Source organism: Isoptericola sp. NPDC055063, from assembly GCF_053608125.1.
This window is the reverse complement of sequence record NZ_JBSGUW010000006.1, coordinates 225,357-242,776: the sequence shown is the minus strand read 5'-3', so window position 1 is coordinate 242,776 and position 17,420 is coordinate 225,357. Positions and strand designations below refer to the sequence as shown.

General features: G+C 76.8%; 12 protein-coding genes. 3 read left to right on the top strand and 9 right to left on the bottom strand.

Going from position 1 to position 17,420, the window contains the following annotated elements; all coding sequences use genetic code 11:
• Nucleotides 1-71: 71 nt before the first annotated feature.
• The 4 genes from recA to ACWF41_RS09660 form a co-directional block, all read right to left on the bottom strand.
• Nucleotides 72-1,193, bottom strand: a complete 1,122-nt coding sequence (gene recA, locus ACWF41_RS09675; RefSeq protein ID WP_380315808.1) for a recombinase RecA — start codon at nucleotides 1,191-1,193, stop codon at nucleotides 72-74.
• Nucleotides 1,194-1,349: 156 nt separating this feature from the next.
• Entirely contained in the window at nucleotides 1,350-2,258 is a 909-nt protein-coding gene (locus ACWF41_RS09670; protein ID WP_380315811.1) for an MBL fold metallo-hydrolase, read from the bottom strand.
• On the bottom strand, nucleotides 2,255-4,387 hold the full coding sequence (locus tag ACWF41_RS09665) for an alkaline phosphatase family protein (protein WP_380315814.1): 2,133 nt from the start codon (nucleotides 4,385-4,387) through the stop codon (nucleotides 2,255-2,257). Before ACWF41_RS09665 ends, ACWF41_RS09670 begins: the two co-directional genes overlap by 4 nt.
• A gap of 238 nt (nucleotides 4,388-4,625) precedes the next feature.
• Nucleotides 4,626-4,859 carry a DUF3046 domain-containing protein gene (locus ACWF41_RS09660; RefSeq protein ID WP_380315817.1) on the bottom strand — a complete coding sequence of 78 codons (234 nt, stop codon included), beginning with the start codon at nucleotides 4,857-4,859 and terminating at the stop codon, nucleotides 4,626-4,628.
• A gap of 89 nt (nucleotides 4,860-4,948) precedes the next feature.
• Between ACWF41_RS09660 and ACWF41_RS09655 the strand changes: the two genes are divergently transcribed.
• Together ACWF41_RS09655 and ACWF41_RS09650 are read left to right on the top strand one after the other, a co-directional pair.
• Nucleotides 4,949-10,015, top strand: a complete 5,067-nt coding sequence (locus ACWF41_RS09655) for an Lhr family helicase (protein ID WP_380315821.1) — start codon at nucleotides 4,949-4,951, stop codon at nucleotides 10,013-10,015.
• A gap of 9 nt (nucleotides 10,016-10,024) precedes the next feature.
• Nucleotides 10,025-10,828 (top strand): DNA-formamidopyrimidine glycosylase family protein, encoded by an 804-nt coding sequence (locus ACWF41_RS09650; RefSeq protein ID WP_380315824.1) that lies wholly within the window; start codon nucleotides 10,025-10,027, stop codon nucleotides 10,826-10,828.
• A 79-nt stretch (nucleotides 10,829-10,907) separates the two neighbouring features.
• On the opposite strand, the gene ACWF41_RS09645 is transcribed toward ACWF41_RS09650, so the two are convergent.
• The 3 genes from ACWF41_RS09645 to pgsA all read right to left on the bottom strand — a co-directional run bounded on the left by ACWF41_RS09645 (nucleotide 10,908) and on the right by pgsA (nucleotide 12,604).
• The gene (locus tag ACWF41_RS09645; protein WP_380315827.1) at nucleotides 10,908-11,255 is read right to left on the bottom strand and encodes a helix-turn-helix domain-containing protein; all 348 of its coding nucleotides are present in this window, start codon (nucleotides 11,253-11,255) and stop codon (nucleotides 10,908-10,910) included.
• 234 nt (nucleotides 11,256-11,489) lie between these two features.
• Nucleotides 11,490-11,987 (bottom strand): CinA family protein, encoded by a 498-nt coding sequence (locus tag ACWF41_RS09640; protein ID WP_380315830.1) that lies wholly within the window; start codon nucleotides 11,985-11,987, stop codon nucleotides 11,490-11,492.
• Between the two features lie 14 nt (nucleotides 11,988-12,001).
• Nucleotides 12,002-12,604: a CDP-diacylglycerol--glycerol-3-phosphate 3-phosphatidyltransferase gene (gene pgsA, locus ACWF41_RS09635; RefSeq protein ID WP_380315833.1), complete on the bottom strand. Its 603-nt coding sequence runs from the start codon at nucleotides 12,602-12,604 to the stop codon at nucleotides 12,002-12,004.
• 98 nt (nucleotides 12,605-12,702) lie between these two features.
• Between pgsA and ACWF41_RS09630 the strand changes: the two genes are divergently transcribed.
• Nucleotides 12,703-13,992, top strand: coding sequence for a CapA family protein (locus ACWF41_RS09630; RefSeq protein ID WP_380315836.1), 1,290 nt, complete (start codon nucleotides 12,703-12,705; stop codon nucleotides 13,990-13,992).
• Nucleotides 13,993-14,053: 61 nt separating this feature from the next.
• On the opposite strand, the gene ACWF41_RS09625 is transcribed toward ACWF41_RS09630, so the two are convergent.
• Together ACWF41_RS09625 and ACWF41_RS09620 are read right to left on the bottom strand one after the other, a co-directional pair.
• Nucleotides 14,054-16,801, bottom strand: a complete 2,748-nt coding sequence (locus tag ACWF41_RS09625; RefSeq protein ID WP_452182428.1) for a DNA translocase FtsK 4TM domain-containing protein — start codon at nucleotides 16,799-16,801, stop codon at nucleotides 14,054-14,056.
• A gap of 139 nt (nucleotides 16,802-16,940) precedes the next feature.
• Entirely contained in the window at nucleotides 16,941-17,354 is a 414-nt protein-coding gene (locus tag ACWF41_RS09620) for a hypothetical protein (RefSeq protein ID WP_380315842.1), read from the bottom strand.
• Nucleotides 17,355-17,420: the final 66 nt, after the last annotated feature.

The window sequence follows — 17,420 nt, the reverse complement described above, 5'->3', positions numbered from 1 at the left end:
CCTCGGCACGACACGCCGGCGTGCGCGGCTCCGCCTGCGAGCGGCGCCGCACACGCCGGTGACCGCGCGGATCAGAACGGCGCCTTCTTGCCCTTGGCGCCAGCCTTGGCCGGAGCCGGGTCGACCGACAGCCCGGTCGCGGAGGCCGCGGCACCGGCGGCCGGCGCGGCCGTGTCCTCGGCGGGGGCGTCCAGCTTGGCGCCGACGCCCAGCTTCTCCTTGATCCGCTTCTCGATCTCGTTCGCCAGGTCCGGGTTGTCCCGCAGGAAGGCCCGGGCGTTCTCCTTGCCCTGGCCGAGCTGGTCGCCCTCGTAGGTGAACCACGAGCCGGACTTGCGCACGAACCCGTGCTCCACGCCCATGTCGATCAGGCCGCCCTCGCGGGAGATGCCCACGCCGTACAGGATGTCGAACTCGGCCTGCTTGAACGGCGGCGCCATCTTGTTCTTGACGACCTTGACGCGGGTGCGGTTGCCGACGGGCTCCGTGCCCTCCTTGAGGGTCTCGATGCGGCGGATGTCCATGCGCACCGAGGCGTAGAACTTCAGCGCCTTGCCACCCGTGGTGGTCTCCGGGGAGCCGAAGAACACGCCGATCTTCTCCCGGAGCTGGTTGATGAAGATCGCGGTGGTGCCCGACGCGCTCAGCGCGCCGGTGATCTTGCGCAGCGCCTGCGACATCAGGCGGGCCTGCAGGCCCACGTGGCTGTCGCCCATCTCGCCCTCGATCTCGGCCTTGGGCACGAGCGCCGCGACGGAGTCGATGACGATGATGTCCAGCGCACCGGAACGGATCAGCATGTCCGTGATCTCCAGCGCCTGCTCGCCGGTGTCCGGCTGCGAGACCAGCAGCGCGTCGGTGTCGACGCCGAGCTTCTTGGCGTACTCCGGGTCCAGCGCGTGCTCGGCGTCGACGAACGCCGCGATGCCGCCGGCCCGCTGGGCGCTGGCGACGGCGTGCAGGGCGACGGTCGTCTTGCCGGAGGACTCGGGGCCGTAGATCTCCACGACGCGGCCGCGCGGGAGGCCGCCGATGCCGAGCGCGACGTCGAGCGCGATCGAGCCGGTGGGGATGACCTCGACGGGTGCACGACCCTCGTCGCCGAGGCGCATGACCGAGCCCTTGCCGAAGCTGCGGTCGATCTGGGCGAGCGCGGCCTCGAGTGCCTTCTCGCGGTCTGCCGTTGCGGGCATGTCGGTCACCTTTGCGTTCTGGGCGCGGCGGCTGCGCGCCGGCGTTCGTGGCTGCGTGCTCATGTTGCCTCGACCGTACGCGGCGCCACCGACACGGTCGGGACGGTCCGTCGCGGGTGTGGACAACGACGTTCGAGGTCCTCCTGGGGGCAGACTCTACCCGAACACGTGTTCGACGACGTCCTCGCCGCCCGGCGTGTCGCGCCAGGACTCCCCCGGCCGCAGCACCACCGCGCGCACCTCGGGCGCGACCCGCCGGACCGCCGCCGCGAAGGCCTCGCCGGCGTGGTCCATCCACCCCCGCGGCAGGTGCTCCCCGCCGGGCACGTGCAGGGTGCCCCAGTGCACCGGGATCGCGACCCGAGGCCGCACCTGGGCGCAGACCTCCGCCGCGCCGCCCGGCCCCAGGTGGCCGCCCGACAGGCGCGGCCCCCACCCGGAGACCGGCACCAGCGCCACGTCGACGCGCCCTCCGGCCAGCTCCCGCACGCGACCGATGCCGGGGAAGTGCTCCGTGTCGCCGACGGCCCAGACCGTGGGGCCGCCGTCGTCCCCGCCGGCGCGCACCAGGTGCCCCGTCGCCGCGTTGGGACGGTGCGGCATGGGCCGGTCCCCGTGCACCGCGGTGACCAGGCGCACCCGTGCGCCGCCCACGTCGTGCCAGGCGCCGCCGTGCGCCACACCCTCCTGCGCGGGTCGGGCGCCCGGCCCGGTGCGGCCGAGCGAGCCCGCGGGCGGCTCGAGCCCCACGCCCCGCAGGCCCTTGCCACGCAGCCACCGGGCGTTCGCGGGGGCCGTGAGGACCGGCACGTCGCCGAGCAGGCGCAGCGAGCCCAGCTCCGCGTGGTCGTGGTGCAGGTGCGACAGGAGCGCCGCGTCCGCGCCGCGCCAGGCGTCGGCCGCGGGCCGGGCGCCGCGGCGGCGCAGCACCCCGGCGTGCCGGCGCAGCAGCGGGTCCGTCACGAGCCGCGTCGTGCGCCCGTCCGGGCCGGTCAGGTCCAGCACGACGGTCGAGTGGCCGAGCCATGTGACGCGCAGCGGCGGGGCGGGGTCGGCGGCGCTCATGCGTCCTCCCGCAGCCCGAGCTGCGCCAGCCAGCCGACGAGCCGGCGGTGCACCGCCTCGGCGCCCACGAGCATGCGCGTGCCGTCGACGTCGTCCCGCTCGTCGTCCGGCACCTCGAGGTCGTCGGGGTACAGCAGGAGCGCCTCGCTCTGCGCACCGCCGAGCCCGCCGTGGGAGCCCACCAGCTCCTCGAGCGCGTGCACGCGGCCCAGCGGTCCGACGGCCGAGACCACCACCAGGTCGCCCGCGTCCTCCAGCCGGGCGACGCGCTCGAGGTCCGCCCGGGCGCGCGAGCCGTACGCCGCGAGCGGGTCGCGGCCCGACACCAGGCCCGACACCAGGTGGTGCGTCCCGGCCGGCCCGTGCGCGACCGGGCCTTCGTCGTCGTGCACGACGACGAGACCCACCGCCGGGCTCGCGAGGAGCCCCGGCACCAGGGCGGGCCACCGCAGGGCGATCTCGGCGGCGCCGAGGCGGCGCGGCTCGCGGCAGAACCAGACCATCCCGAGGTTCCCGGAGCCGATGACTGCCACCTCGGGCGGGGCCTCGGGCGACCCGTCCTCCGGGGCCGTCGCCGGCGCGTCGCGGTCCGGCCCCACGAGGACCCGGCCGTCGGCCGCGCGGCCCGGCCGCAGCGCGTGCAGGGCGGTGTTCGCGGGCCCCCACGCCTCGCCGTCGGCCCGTTCGCGGAGCGCCGGCGACCGGCGCGAGACGGCGTCCCGCGCCGGGGGCCGCTCGCGCAGCAGGCGGCGGACCTCGTCGCCGAACGAGCGCCCGACGACCTGCTCGAAGGTGTCGCCGAGCGACTGCCCGTGGTCGGAGAGCACCACCACCCGGTAGCGCCTCGGCGCGCCGCGGGCGATCTCCTCCCACAGCCCGAGCACCCGGTCGAGGCCCTCCAGCGCGCGCAGCGCCTCCGGCCGCAGCGGCCCGGCGTGGTGAGCGATCTCGTCGTAGTCGACCAGGTCCACGCACACCACGGGCGCCCCGCGCACGAGCTGCTCCGCCACGAGCGCCGTGTTGAGGTCGCGCAGCAGCACGTTCGTCACGGCGCGCAGCACCGGGTACCAGCCGCGCCGCGAGACGCGCGGGCGCACGCCGCGCACCACCTGCTGCCACCCCTGGTAGAGCTCCTTGAGCGTCTCTCCGACCGTGCCCGCCACGGCCCGCACCAGCACGAACGGGCTGGCGAAGAAGCGGACGAACAGCTGCCCCGGCCCCAGGCCCTCGGCCGCGCGGCTCATCACGAGCAGGCTGGTCGGCGCGTCGCCGGAGAACATCGTCGACACGGCCACGCCGCCGTCCGCGAGCAGGCCTCGGCCGTCGGACGCCCCGCGCTCCACCGCGGCCGCGTCCGCGGGGCGGTTGGTCACGACCATCCGCCCGAGCCGCCGCGACCACCACCGGAACGCGGGCACCGGGTCCGTCGTGCCGTGCAGCAGGCCGAGCGTGCTGGCCGGGGTGGTGCACGGCACCCGCGCCCACCAGGACTCGAGGCGGTGGGAGCCCGACCCGAGCCAGCGGTCGAGCGTCGGCGCCAGGCCCGCCTGCAGCGCGTGCTCGAGCGTCGGCCGGGCGACGCCGTCGAGCATGACGACGAGGACGCCCGCGGGCCGCTCGTCCACCTCCGCGTCCGGGCCGTCCTCGGCCGCGCCGTCACGCCCCGCGGCGGCGCGCACGGCGGCACGCGGCAGCCCGGCGGCCCGCCGGGCGCGGCGCAGCAGGTCCCCCACGACGTAGGCGTTGTCGCGCGCGCCGACCACCCAGTGCCCGCACGCCATCACGACCCCCGCCACGACCAGCACGGCGAGCACCGCCGTCCAGGAGGTGCTGGTGATCCCGGGCAGGAAGGTCAGCGCCGCCCAGACCACCAGGACCTGGGCGCCCAGCCCGAGGGCCAGGGCCCCGACGGCACCGCCTGCCCGGGCGACCCGGCGCAACGGCACGCGCAGCAGCGCGTCGCCCACCCCGACCACGAGCGCCGCCAGCAGCACCGACCAGGGGGTCGAGGCGTGCACGCCGTCGACCAGCGCGATCGCGACGCCGAGGCCGGCCGCGGTCGACACCAACGACCAGAGCGCGGCGCGGACGTCCGCCACCGTGACGTGCGGGGGACGGGCGCGGGGCATGGCGCCATGATGCCGCGCGCGCCCGGCGTCGGCGCGGCCGGTGCCCGCTCGGCGCGGCCGGGGCACGGTCGGCGCGGCCGGTGCCCGCTCGGCGCGGCCGGGGCACGGTCGGCGCGGCCGGGGCACGGTCGGCGCGGTCAGCGCGTGGTCAAGGCCCGCTCGGCGCGCGTCCGACGTCGGCGCGGCCGGGCCCGGCCAGTGTCGGCCGGTGCACCCCCGGTCATCGGTCGGCGCGCGGTCACCGCGCGGGCGGCGCCTGCCTGCGGTCGTCGCGGCCCCAGCGCTCGGGCTCGGGCACGTCGAGCGCGTCGCAGAGCGCGTGCCAGACGTCGCGGGGATCGAGGCCGGCCTCCAGCGCCTCCGCCGGGGTGCGCCCGTCGAGCCGCGGCAGCACCTGCTCGCGCACGAGGGCGCGCCCGTAGGCGGGCCCGAAGACCTCGTCGACCAGCTCGGCGAACTCGCGATAACGCACGTCACCAGCCTCGCACGGGTCCGGGGGTGCCCGGTCCCCCGGGCTCGCCCGTCCTGCGGGCTGTCGGTCCCCCCTGCCAGGATGGCGAGGTGGCCGTCCCCCCGTCCGCCGTCCCCGGCAGCCCCGACGACGTGCTCGCCCGGTTCGGACCCGCGACGCGCTCGTGGTTCGCCGGCGCGTTCGAGGCGCCGACCGCGGCGCAGGCCGGGGCATGGGACGCGATCAGCTCCGACCGGCACGCGCTGGTCGTCGCGCCGACCGGGTCCGGCAAGACGCTCGCCGCGTTCCTCTGGGCGATCGACCGCCTCACGACCGAGCCGCCGCCGGAGCGGGCCCGCCGCTGCCGCGTGCTGTACGTCTCCCCCTTGAAGGCGCTGGCCGCCGACGTGCAGCGCAACCTGCGCTCCCCGCTCGCCGGGATCCGGCAGGCCGCCGCCCGCGAGGGGCTGACGGTCGAGGAGGTGACCGTCGGCGCCCGGACGGGCGACACCCCGCCGTCCGAGCGGCGCGCTTTCGCCACCCGGCCGCCGGACGTGCTGGTCACCACCCCCGAGTCCCTCTTCCTGGTGCTCACGTCCCAGGCTCGGGCCGGGCTGGCGGGGGTGCAGACAGTCGTGCTGGACGAGATCCACGCCGTCGCCGGCACCAAGCGAGGGGCGCACCTCGCGCTCAGCCTCGAGCGCCTCGACGAGCTGCTCGACAGGCCCGCGCAGCGCATCGGGCTGTCGGCCACGGTCCGTCCCGTCGAGACGGTCGCGGGGTTCCTCGCCGGGCACCGCACGCCCGACGACGGCGGCCGCGAGGTGGTGGTCGTGCAGCCACGGGCCACCAAGAAGTGGGACATCGAGGTCGTCGTCCCGGTGCCCGACCTGGCGGACCTGGACGCCGCGTCGACCGTGCCCGACCCGACCGCGCCCGGCGCGGCGTCCACGGCCCCGCGGACAGGCCCGCCCGCCGGGCTCGCGGACGAGGAGGTCGACCTGAGCGGCGACGCCGCGTCCCCGCTGCGCCGGGCGTCGGTCTGGCCGCACGTCGAGGAGCGGGTGGTGGACCTCGTCGCCGCGCACACCTCCACGCTGGTGTTCACCAACTCCCGCCGCGGGGCCGAGCGCCTCACCGCCCGCGTGAACGAGATCTGGGCCGAGCGCTCCGGCGTCGAGCTCCCCGCCGCGGGCTCCCAGTGGCCGGCGCAGGCCCAGGGCCAGTCCGGCGCCTCCGTGGGCCTGGCGCCCGCGGCGGACGGCGGGGCCGACGTGCTCGCGCGGGCGCACCACGGGTCGATGAGCCGGGCCGAGCGCACCCGCACCGAGTCGGACCTCAAGGCCGGGCGCCTGCCCGCCGTGGTCGCCACCTCGTCGCTCGAGCTCGGCATCGACATGGGCGCGGTCGACCTCGTGGTGCAGGTCGGGGCCCCGCCGTCCGTCGCGAGCGGGCTCCAGCGCATCGGCCGCGCCGGGCACCAGGTGGGCGCCGTCTCGCACGGCGTCGTGTTCCCGACGTTCCGGGGCGACCTCGTGCCGGCCACCGTGGTCGCGCAGCGGATGCGCGCGGGCGAGATCGAGCACCTGCACGTGCCGGCCAACCCGCTGGACGTGCTCGCCCAGCAGGTGGTGGCCGCGCTCGCGACCGACGACTGGCAGGCCGACGACCTGCTCGCCGCGTTCCGTCGTGCGCACCCGTTCCACGCCCTCGGCGACGCGACCTGGCGGGCCGTGCTGGACATGCTCGCCGGCCGCTACCCCAGCGAGGACTTCGCGGAGCTGCGCGCCCGGATCGTGTGGGACAGGGCCACCGGCCTGCTCTCCGGCCGGCCCGGCGCGCTACGGCTCGCGGCCACGAGCGGCGGCACCATCCCCGACCGGGGCCTGTACGGCGTCTACCTCGCCACGGAGGCGCCGGCGTCGGGCGCGCCGGCGGACGGCGGCGGCACGGTCGACCGGCCCCGCGGCGGCAAGCGCGTGGGCGAGCTGGACGAGGAGATGGTCTACGAGTCGCGCGTCGGCGACACCTTCACGCTCGGCTCGTCGACGTGGCGCATCGAGGAGATCACCCCCGACCGCGTCCTCGTCACCCCCGCCCCGGGGCTGCCCGGGCGCCTGCCGTTCTGGAAGGGCGACTCCCCCGGCCGCCCCGCCGAGCTGGGGCGGGCCGTGGGCGCCTTCGTGCGCGAGACGGACGCGCTGCTCGCCGACGACGAGGCGCGCGGCCGCGCCGGCCTGCGGGACGCCGGGCTGGACACGTGGGCGGCCGACAACCTCGCGTCCTACCTGGGCGAGCAGCGCCGCGCCACGGGCCGGCTCCCGGACGACCGCACGGTCGTCGTCGAGCGGTTCCGCGACGAGCTGGGCGACTGGCGGGTGGTCATCCACTCGCCGTTCGGCGCCCCGGTGCACGCGCCGTGGGCGCTGGTCGTGGCCGCGCGGCTGCGGGCGCGCTACGGCACCGACGTCGCCGCGATGCACGCCGACGACGGGATCGTGCTGCGCCTCCCCGACGCGGGCGACTCCGGCTGGGACCTCGGCGGTCCGGGCTGGGACGCCGCGCCCGGCCCGGACGACGGCGGGGCAGGGCACGGCGGCGGGGACGGGCCCGCGGTCACCGCGGAGGACCTGCTGGTGGACCCGGACGAGGTGCTCGCCGCGGTCCGCGACGAGCTGGGCGGCTCCGTGATGTTCGCCGCCCGGTTCCGGGAGGCCGCCGCGCGGGCGCTGCTGCTGCCGCGCCGCCGGCCCGACCGGCGCCAGCCGCTGTGGCAGCAGCGGCAGCGGGCGTCGCAGCTGCTGCAGGTGGCGTCGCAGTTCCCGGACTTCCCGATCATGCTCGAGGCCGCCCGCGAGTGCCTGCGCGACGACTTCGACGTGGCCGCCCTCGCGGAGCTCATGGGCGACCTGCAGGCGGGCCGCGTGCGCCTCGTGGAGGTCACCACCTCCACGCCGTCGCCCTTCGCGCAGGCGCTGCTGTTCGGCTACACGGCGCAGTTCCTGTACGACGGCGACGCCCCGCTGGCCGAGCGGCGCGCGGCCGCGCTCTCGCTGGACCCGGACCTGCTCACCGAGCTCCTCGGCGAGCAGGGCGCGACGCCGCTCGCGGACCTGCTGGACCCCGGCGCGGTGGAGCGCACCGAGGCGCAACTGCAGGCGCTGGCGCCCGACCGGCAGGCCCGGGACGCGGAGGGGCTGTGGGACGTGCTGCGCCGCACCGGGCCGCATCCCCTCGCGGGGCTCGCGGCCCGCACGCGCGAGGAGTCCCGGGACGACGTCGCCGGCTGGCTCGCGGACCTGGAGCGCTCGCGGCGCGTGATCCGGGTGCGGCTCGGCGGGGGCGGCGCGGGCGCCGACGCCGAGCAGTGGGCGGTCGTCGAGGACGCCGGCCGGCTGCGGGACGCCCTCGGCGTGGCCCTGCCCGTCGGGGTGCCGGAGACGTTCACGGAGCCCGTCGCCGACCCGCTGGGCGACCTCGTGCGCCGGCACGCGCGCACGCACGGGCCGTTCCCCGCGGCGGACGTCGCGCGGCGCTACGGCCTCGGGATCGCCGTCGTCGGCCAGGTCCTGGCACGTCTCGAGGCGCTCGGCGCGGTCGTGCGCGGGGCGCTGCTCCCGTCGTCGCTGGGTGGGACAGGCGACGAGTGGTGCGACCCGGAGGTGCTGCGCACGCTGCGGCGCCGCTCCCTGGCCGCGCTCCGCGCCGAGGTGGAACCGGTGGAGCCCGAGGCGCTCGGCGTCTTCCTGCCCCGCTGGCACGGCATCGGCGTGCGCGTGGGCGGCGCCGGGTCCGCCGGGGGTTCCCTGCGCGGGGCCGACGGCGTGCTGCGCGCCGTGGAGCAGCTCTCCGGGGCCGCCGTGCCGGCGTCCGCGCTCGAGACGCTCGTGCTGCCCGCGCGGGTGGCCGACTACTCCCCCGCGGTCCTCGACGAGCTCACGACGGCGGGCGAGGTCCTGTGGTGCGGGCACGGGCGCCTGCCCGGCTCGGGCGGCGGCGACGGCATGGTGAGCCTGCACCTGGCCGACGGCGCCCCCCTCACCCTGCGCGTCCCCGACCCCGTCGAGGAGAGCGGGCCCCTCGACACGGACCTGCACCGCGCGGTCCTCGACCTCCTCACCGGGTCGGGCGGCTACTTCCTGCCGCGCCTCGCGGAGCTCGCGGACGCCGGGCAGGGCGCCACCCTCGACGCGCTGTGGGACCTGGTGTGGGCGGGCTGGGTGACGAACGACCGCCTCGGCCCGCTACGGGAGTCGCTCGGCGGCTCGTCGCGACGCGGCGGCGGCGCCCACCGGGCCCCCGCAGCACCCGCCCGCGCCCGGCCGGTGCGGGCGTCGCGCTTCGGTCTGGCCCGGCCCACGTCGGCCGCGGCCGTGCCCCGCACCGGCGGCGGGCGCTGGGCGGCGCTGCCCGCCGTCGAGCAGGACCCGACGGTCCGCGCCCACGCGCTCACGCAGGTGCTGCTGGAGCGCCACGGCGTCCTGACCCGGGCGGCGGCGCCCGCGGAGGGCGTGACCTCCCGCTTCCGGGACGTGTACCGGGTGCTCACCGGGCTCGAGGAACGCGGCGCCGCGCGCCGCGGCTACTTCGTCGAGGGACTCGGCGGCTCCCAGTTCGCGCTGCCGGGCGCCGTCGACCAGCTGCGCACCGACGCGGCCGACCGGGACCGCGCGCTCGACGCGCTCGTGGAGGGCACAGGCGCCGCGGGGATCGTGCCCGGGGCCGTGCTGCTGGCCGCCACCGACCCGGCCAACCCGTACGGCGCCGCCGTCGCGTGGCCGCGCGCGGGCGGGGCCGGTGCGGCAGGCGCCACGGGCCGCTCCAGCGGCTCGGCCACGGCGAGCCCAGCCGGCGAGGACGGTGCCGGCACGCACCGCCCGGGCCGCAAGGCGGGCGCCGTCGTGGTGCTCGTGGACGGCGAGCTCGTGCTGTTCGTCGAGCGGGGTGGGCGCACCGTGCTCTCCTTCGGGCGCGGCGACGCGGGGGACGGCGCCCGGCTCGCCGCGGCGGCGCGGCTCCTGGCGGCCGAGACCCGGGCGGGCCGGCTCGGGCGCGTGACGGTGCAGCGGGTGGACGGCGTCCCCGCGCTCGCCGCCGCGCGCGACCGCACCCCAGCCGCGGCCGCCCTGCTGGACTCCGGCTTCGGCGTCACGCCCCGCGGGCTCCGGCCGGCCTAGGCGGCGACCGTGCCCGAGGGAGACGTGCTGCGGCTCACGGCCGAGCGGCTCGGGGCCGCCCTCGTCGGCTCGCCGCTGGTGCGCGCCGACCTGCGCTGGCCGTCGGCGGCGGGCGTCGACCTCGTGGGCGCCACGGTGCGCGAGTCCGTCGCGTACGGCAAGCACCTGCTGCTGCGCACGGACGACGGCCGCACCCTGCACACGCACCTGCGCATGGACGGGTCGTGGCGCGTAGCCCGGACCGGCACCCCGGCGGCCGCGGGGCGCAACCCCGCGGTCCGTGCCGTGCTCGCCACCAGCGCCTGGACGTGCCTGGGCCTGCAGCTCGGCATGCTGGACGTGCTTCGTACGCGCGACGAGCCCCGCCTGCTCGGCCACCTCGGGCCCGACGTGCTCGGCGACGACTTCCCGGACCGCCTCGAGGAGGGCGCCAGGCGGCTGGGCTCCGACCCTCGCCGCCCGGTGTGCGTCGCCCTGCTGGACCAGCGCACCGTCGCCGGCATCGGCACGATCTGGACGGCGGAGTCGCTGTTCGCCACCCGCCGCTGGCCCTGGACCCCCGTGGGCCACCTGGACGACGCGGCCCGTCGCGAGCTGCTCGCCACCGCCCGGCGCCTCATGTCCCGCAGCGTGGACGTGGGGCGCCGCGCGGGCCTCGGCGCGGTCGAGCTGGCCGTGCACGGGCGCCACCGCGCGCCCTGCCGCCGCTGCCGCACCCCCGTGGCGCTGGGCAGCACGGCCGGCCCCGGCCTGCGCCCGGACGGCGGGGAGCGGGCGATCTACTGGTGCCCCACCTGTCAGGCGCCGCCGTGACAGGCCCGGACACGGCAGGAGCCGGTCCCGCGGGTCGTGCTCGCGGGACCGGCTCCGTGCAGTGCCGTGCGGCCGGGCGTCAGCCGACCGGTGCGAGGTCTCCTCGCAGCGCCTGGTCGGCGTCGCGCGACTCGCCGCGGCTGAGCATGCCGGCGAACACGTCGGCCGGGATGGTGTCGGGGATGTGCAGCCCCTCGGCCACCGCGATCCGGTCGCTCACCTCGCGCAGCACGAGGGACATCGGTACGTCGAGCGCCTCGCAGATCGACGCCAGCAGCTCCGACGACGCCTCCTTCTGCCCGCGCTCCACCTCGCTCAGGTAGCCGAGCGAGACCCTGGCGGCAGAAGACACCTCACGCAGGGTGCGCCCCTGGCGCTGCCGCGCATCGCGCAGCACGTCGCCGATCTCACGTCGCAGTACGACCATCTCGCGCCCCCTCTCCGTGGCCGATCGTCCCGGGTTCGGACCGGTCGTGACCGGGTTCCTCGTCCGTCCTGTCGTTCCCCTGGCAGCAGGGGTGGCACTACCGTACCGCGCGCGCGGTCCGCCCGGCCTGGTGTGGCGCGGATCGAGACGGGTTCGTGCCCTGTCAGTCATCACGCCAGCACAACGCCCGCACCCGGGGGCTTGTTCCCGCCCTCCCGAGCCCCGACACCCTCGTCACGCGTCCTTCACAGGTACGGCCGGCACCCCGCCCCAGGCCTCGAGCGCCAGCTCGAGCACGGCCCGGACCGCCGCCGCCCGCACGGCCGGCCGGTCGCCCGGCAGGTCGAGCCGGCGGACCCGGTCCCCCGCGGGTGTGCTCACCGCGACGTGGACCTCCCCCGGGGCGTGCCCGTCCTGCGGGTCCGGCCCCGCCACCCCCGTCGTGGCGAGCCCGACGTCGGCGGCCAGCACCCGACGCACGCCCGCCGCCATCTGCGCGGCCACGTCCGGGTCCACCGCGCCGCGGCGCGCCAGCAGCGCCCGGTCGACGCCCAGCACCGAGCCCTTGACGTCCGTGGCGTAGGCGACGACGCCTCCGCGCACCACGGCGGACGCGCCGGGGACGTCCACGAGCGTCGCGACCACGAGGCCTCCGGTGAGCGACTCCGCGGCGCCGAGCGTCCAGCCACGGGCCCGTGCGCCGTCGAGCACGTCGCGCGCGAGAACATCCATCGGGGGCGTCGCGATCATGCCGCCGGGCGCGGGCCGGCCTGCCGGCGCCCGTCCGCGAGCAGCCGCCCGCCCTGCACGAAGTAGTCGACCCCCGTCACGACGGTGACCGCGATCGCCAGGCCCAGCACGACCCAGGCCACGACCAGCACGGCGTCCGGCAGGGACGCCAGCGGCAGCAGGAAGAGGGTGATCGCCACGGACTGCAGGACGGTCTTCAGCTTGCCGCCGCGCGAGGCCGGCATCACGGCGTACCGCAGCACGACCATGCGCAGCACCGTGACGCCGAGCTCCCGCACGAGGATGACGGTCGGCACCCACCAGGGCAGCTCGCCCAGCGGCCAGCAGAGCAGGATCAGGGCCGTGCCGATGAGGGCCTTGTCGGCGATCGGGTCCAGCAGCTTGCCGAGGTCGGTGACGAGGTTGCGCGACCGGGCGAGATAGCCGTCGACCCGGTCGCTCACCGCCGCGAGCACGAACACGCCGGTGGCGACGAGGCGCCAGGTGACGGAGTCGCCGCCCTCCGTCAGGAGGGCCCAGGCGAAGACGGGAACGAGCGCGATGCGCACGAGGGTCACCGCGTTGGCGACGTTCCAGGGCGAGGGCGCTTCATTGACCACCGGAACACCCTAGCGGCGCCAGGGGGCCCCGGTCGCGCCGCCGCCCGCCCACCGTGCAGCGCGGGCAGCTGCCCGGCCCGCGGCAGTACCCTCCTGCCGTGCCCCACCACGCGTCCGAGGACGGACCACGGCGACGACGCCGCGCAACCCTGGCCGCGATCGTCGGCACCACCGTCGGCGTGACCGCCGCCCTGGCCCTCGGCGACGTCCTGCCGGGCGGGCGGCCCGGCGTGGACCCCACCGTCCCGGACGGAGGCCCGGCGGCGTCGTCGTCAGCGCCGTCGCCGTCCCCCACGCCGCTGCCGGCCACCTTCACGCTCCTCGCCGCGGGGGACGTGCTGCCGCACGGCCCGGTCGTCGACTCGGCCGGTGGGGACGCCGACCCCGACTTCTCTCCCCTCCTCGCGGGCATCGACCCCTGGGTCCAGGGCGCCGACCTCGCCCTGTGCCACCTGGAGGTGCCCGTCGCGCCGAAGGGCACGCCGCCGAGCGGCTACCCGCTGTTCGGCGCTCCTCCCGGACTGGTCCGCGACCTGCGCGAGCAGGGCTGGGACGGCTGCTCGACCGCCTCGAACCACTCGGTCGACCGCGGCTACGCCGGGGTGCAGGCCACGCTGCGGCGCCTGGACGCCGCAGGCATGGGGCATGTCGGGACGGCGCGCAGCGCCGCCGAGCAGGACGCTCCCCAGCTCTACGTCCTCCGGCGTGCGGACCGCGACGTCACCGTCGCCCACCTGGCCGCCGCGTACGGCCTCAACGGCCTGGCGATGCCGTCCGACGCGCCCTGGGCGGTGGACCTCATCGACGCCGACCGCCTGATCGCCCAGGCGAAGGAGGCCCGCGAGGCCGGGGCCGACGTCGTCGTCGTGAGCCTGCACGCCGGGGTCGAGTACACGGAGGTGCTCACCGAGCAGCAGGAGGAGGTCGTGCGGCGGCTGGCCAGGTCCCGCGAGGTCGACCTCGTCATCGGGCACCACGCGCACGTGCCGCAGCGCATCGACCGCGTCGGCAAGGGCCCCGGGGGTCACGGCATGTGGGTGGCCTACGGGCTGGGCAACCTGCTGTCGAACCAGAGCGCCGACTGCTGCGACGCCCGGACCAACAACGGCGTCCTGCTGACCGCCACGTTCACGCAGCGGGCGCCCGATGCGGCGACGCGCGTCACGGACGTGCGATGGACGGGGACCACGGTGGACATCGCGGCCGGGCACCGCGTGCACGCGCTGCCCGACGTCCTCGACGACCCCGGGAGCACCACCCTCTCCGCCGCCGAGCTCCGAGCCCGGCAGGACCGGGTCCGCGAGGCCGTGGGCGACGTCGCGCGTCAGCGTCGCCAGCCACCGGCGACCAGCGGGCCGCCGCCCGAGGTCGTGCACCGGGACGGCTGAGACCGAGCCCTCGCCGCCGCGACCCACGACGACGGGCCGACGACGGTGCCGCTGCGCTGGCTCAGCGCCAGCCGTGCTCCGGGTCGGTGTCGGCGTCGTCGTGGTAGTCGGTCGCCACGGGCGGGGCGTGCCCGTCCGTGCCGTCGGCGTACGGGTCGGCCGGGGAGTCCGCGTCGGCGTCCTGGTCGTAGGCCTGCGGCGTCTCGCCGCGGATCAGCGCGAGGGCCGAGGGCAGGTCGTCCGGCGTCACGAGAACCTCGCGCGCCTTGGAGCCCTCGGACGGGCCGACGATCTCCCGCGACTCGAGCAGGTCCATGAGCCGGCCCGCCTTCGCGAAGCCGACCCGCAGCTTGCGCTGCAGCATCGACGTGGAGCCGAACTGCGTGGTCACGACGAGCTCCGCGGCCTGCAGCAGCAGGTCCAGGTCGTCGCCGATGTCCTCGTCCACCTGCTTCTTGGCCGCCGCCGGCGCGGTGACGTCCTCGCGGTAGATCGGCTTGAGCTGGGCCTTCACGTGCTCGACGACGCTGTGCACCTCGGACTCGGTGACCCAGGCGCCCTGCACGCGCATCGGCTTCGCCGCGCCCATCGGCAGGAAGAGCGCGTCGCCCTGCCCGATGAGCTTCTCGGCGCCGGGCTGGTCGAGCACGACGCGGGAGTCGGCGAGCGACGACGTCGCGAACGCGAGGCGGGACGGCACGTTCGCCTTGATGAGGCCGGTGACGACGTCCACGGACGGCCGCTGCGTGGCGAGGACGAGGTGGATGCCCGCCGCGCGCGCCAGCTGCGTGATGCGCTGGATCGAGGCCTCGACGTCACGGGGAGCCACCATCATGAGGTCGGCGAGCTCGTCGACCACGACCAGCAGGTACGGGTACGGCGCGATCTTGCGCTCCGAGCCGGGCAGCGGCTTCACCTTGCCGGCCCGCACGGCCGCGTTGAAGTCGTCGACGTGCTTGTACCCGAACGTCGCCAGGTCGTCGTACCGGGCGTCCATCTCGCGCACCACCCAGTCCAGCGCCTCCGCGGCCTTCTTGGGGCTGGTGATGATGGGCGTGATGAGGTGCGGGATGCCCTCGTAGATCGTCAGCTCGACGCGCTTCGGGTCGACGAGGATGAGCCGCACCTGCTCGGGCGTGGCGCGCATGAGGATCGAGCAGATCATCGAGTTGATGAAGCTCGACTTGCCCGCGCCGGTGGCGCCGGCGACGAGGATGTGCGGCATCTTCGCCAGGTTCGCGACGACGTAGCCGCCCTCGACGTCCTTGCCCACGCCCATGACCATCGGGTGCTCGGTGCGGCGCGCGGCCGAGGACCGCAGCACGTCGCCCAGGACGACCGTCTCGCGGTCGGAGTTCGGGATCTCGATGCCGATCGCGGACTTGCCGGGGATCGGCGACAGGATCCGCACGTCCGCGCTGGCGACGGCGTACGCGATGTTGTTGGAGAGCGACGTGATGCGCTCCACCTTGGTCTTGGCGCCCACCTCGACCTCGTAGCGGGTCACCGTGGGACCGCGGGTGAAGCCCGTGACCTGCGCGTCCACCCCGAAGTCCTCGAAGACCTTCGTCAGCGACTCGACGACGCGGTCGTTCGCCGCGGACCGGGTCTTGTGCGGCGCGCCCTGGACCAGGGAGTCCTCGTTCGGCAGCAGGTAGACGGTGTCGCCGTCGAGCATCGGCTGCTCCGCGCGCCCCATCGGCGGCAGGTCGCCCGCGGGAGCCTGCCCGGCGCCTGCCTCGGCCGGCGGCACGGCGGCGGAGACCGACTCGACCGGGGCCGTCGCGGCGGCGCCGACACGCTGCGTGGCCTTGCCCCGGGCCCCCTTCGCCCCGCGGGCGGCGGCCTCCTCCTTCTCCTGGTTGGCCCGATCCAGCATGGCCGCCTTCTCGAACGCCTCGTCCCCCGCGTACTCGTCCAGCCCGTCGGCCTCGGCCGCCTCGGCGGCGCGCTGCGCCTTGGTCTTGCGGGTGCGCTTCTTGCGCGGCGCCGGGTCGGAGCCGTCGTGCCGGGAGACGCCCTCGGCGAGCGGGAGCCCGTCCTCGTCGACGTCCTCGGCGCCACGGTGGTTCCCCGTGAGCCGGTCGTACAGGCCGCGCAGCCGCTCCGGGATGCGGTGCACCGGCGTGGCCGTGACCACCAGGAGCCCGAAGAACCCGAGCAGCAGGAAGAGCGGCACGGCCACCCACTCCGTCAGCCCGGTCACCACGGGGGTGGCGGCGAGGTAGCCGATGATGCCGCCGCCGTCCTGCAGCGCGGCGAAACCGTCCGCCGGCGCCGGGGTGCCCTCGGCGATCGCGACGAGCGCGCACACCGACACGACGATGAACGTGAGGCCGATGGCGACGCGCGAGTTCGCCTGGGCGCGTTCGGGGTGGCGCATGACGCGGAAGCCGAGCCACAGCAGCAGCACGGGCACGGCCACGCCGGCCAGGCCGACGGTGCCGGCGACGACGGCGTGGACGACGGTGCCGAACGTGCCGGAGATCCCCCACCACTCGCGCGCGGCGACGACCAGCGCGAGGGCGATGAGGAAGAAGGCGACGCCGTCTCGGCGGTGCTCGGGTTCCAGGTCTCTTGCTCCCTTGGTGATGCTGCGGGTCAGGCTGCCGACCCCGTGCGCGACGCCCAGGTACAGGCCGCGCACGGCCCGGACAGGCCAGGACGGCCCGGACCGCGCCGGCCGACGGGCCGGCGCGCGGCGCGCGCTCCCCCGGCCGGAGCCCTTGCCGGAGCTCCTGCCCGACCCCGTGCCGGACCGGCCGGACGACGAGGTGCGGGCGGGCGCGCGCCGGGTGGGGGCGGCCACGGATGCGGTCCGCCCCGTCCTCGCCGTGCCCCGCGGAGTCCCGGTGATCCTGCGGGCGGGTGTCCGGGTCGCCATGATGCTCCCACGGTACCCGGGCCCCGGGTCACGACGCCGCAGGTCCCGGGCGCGTGTTGCCGGCTCAGCCCGCTGACAGGAGCCCCACGGCCAGCGTGACGACGCCGGCGGCCAGCACCGCGGCCCCGGCGGGGAGCAGCAGGACCGCGCGGCTGGGGGCCGTCCGACCGCGGCCGACGGCGGCGAGGAAGAACCCGGCCGGCATGAGGATCGCGGCCACGAGCACGCCGGTCGCCGCGAGCCAGCGCCATGCCCCGGTGAGGTCGGTGGCCTCCGCGAGGACCACGCAGAGCAGCCCGAGGATGACGAGGACACCGGCGTGGGCGTGGCCCGCCCGGAAGAACGACGTCTGGAACGGCGTCGCCGCCACCCGCCCGGTGACGACCTTGACGAGGAAGTACCCGCCGGACTCGATCCCGACGACGGTCAGCAGGACGACGCCCGCGGTGATGCGGGCGGCGTCGGTGAGCTCGAGCACGATGACCTCCGGAGAGCGGCGCGATGTTTGCGAACACTGTTATAAAACAACGTTCGCAAACCCGCG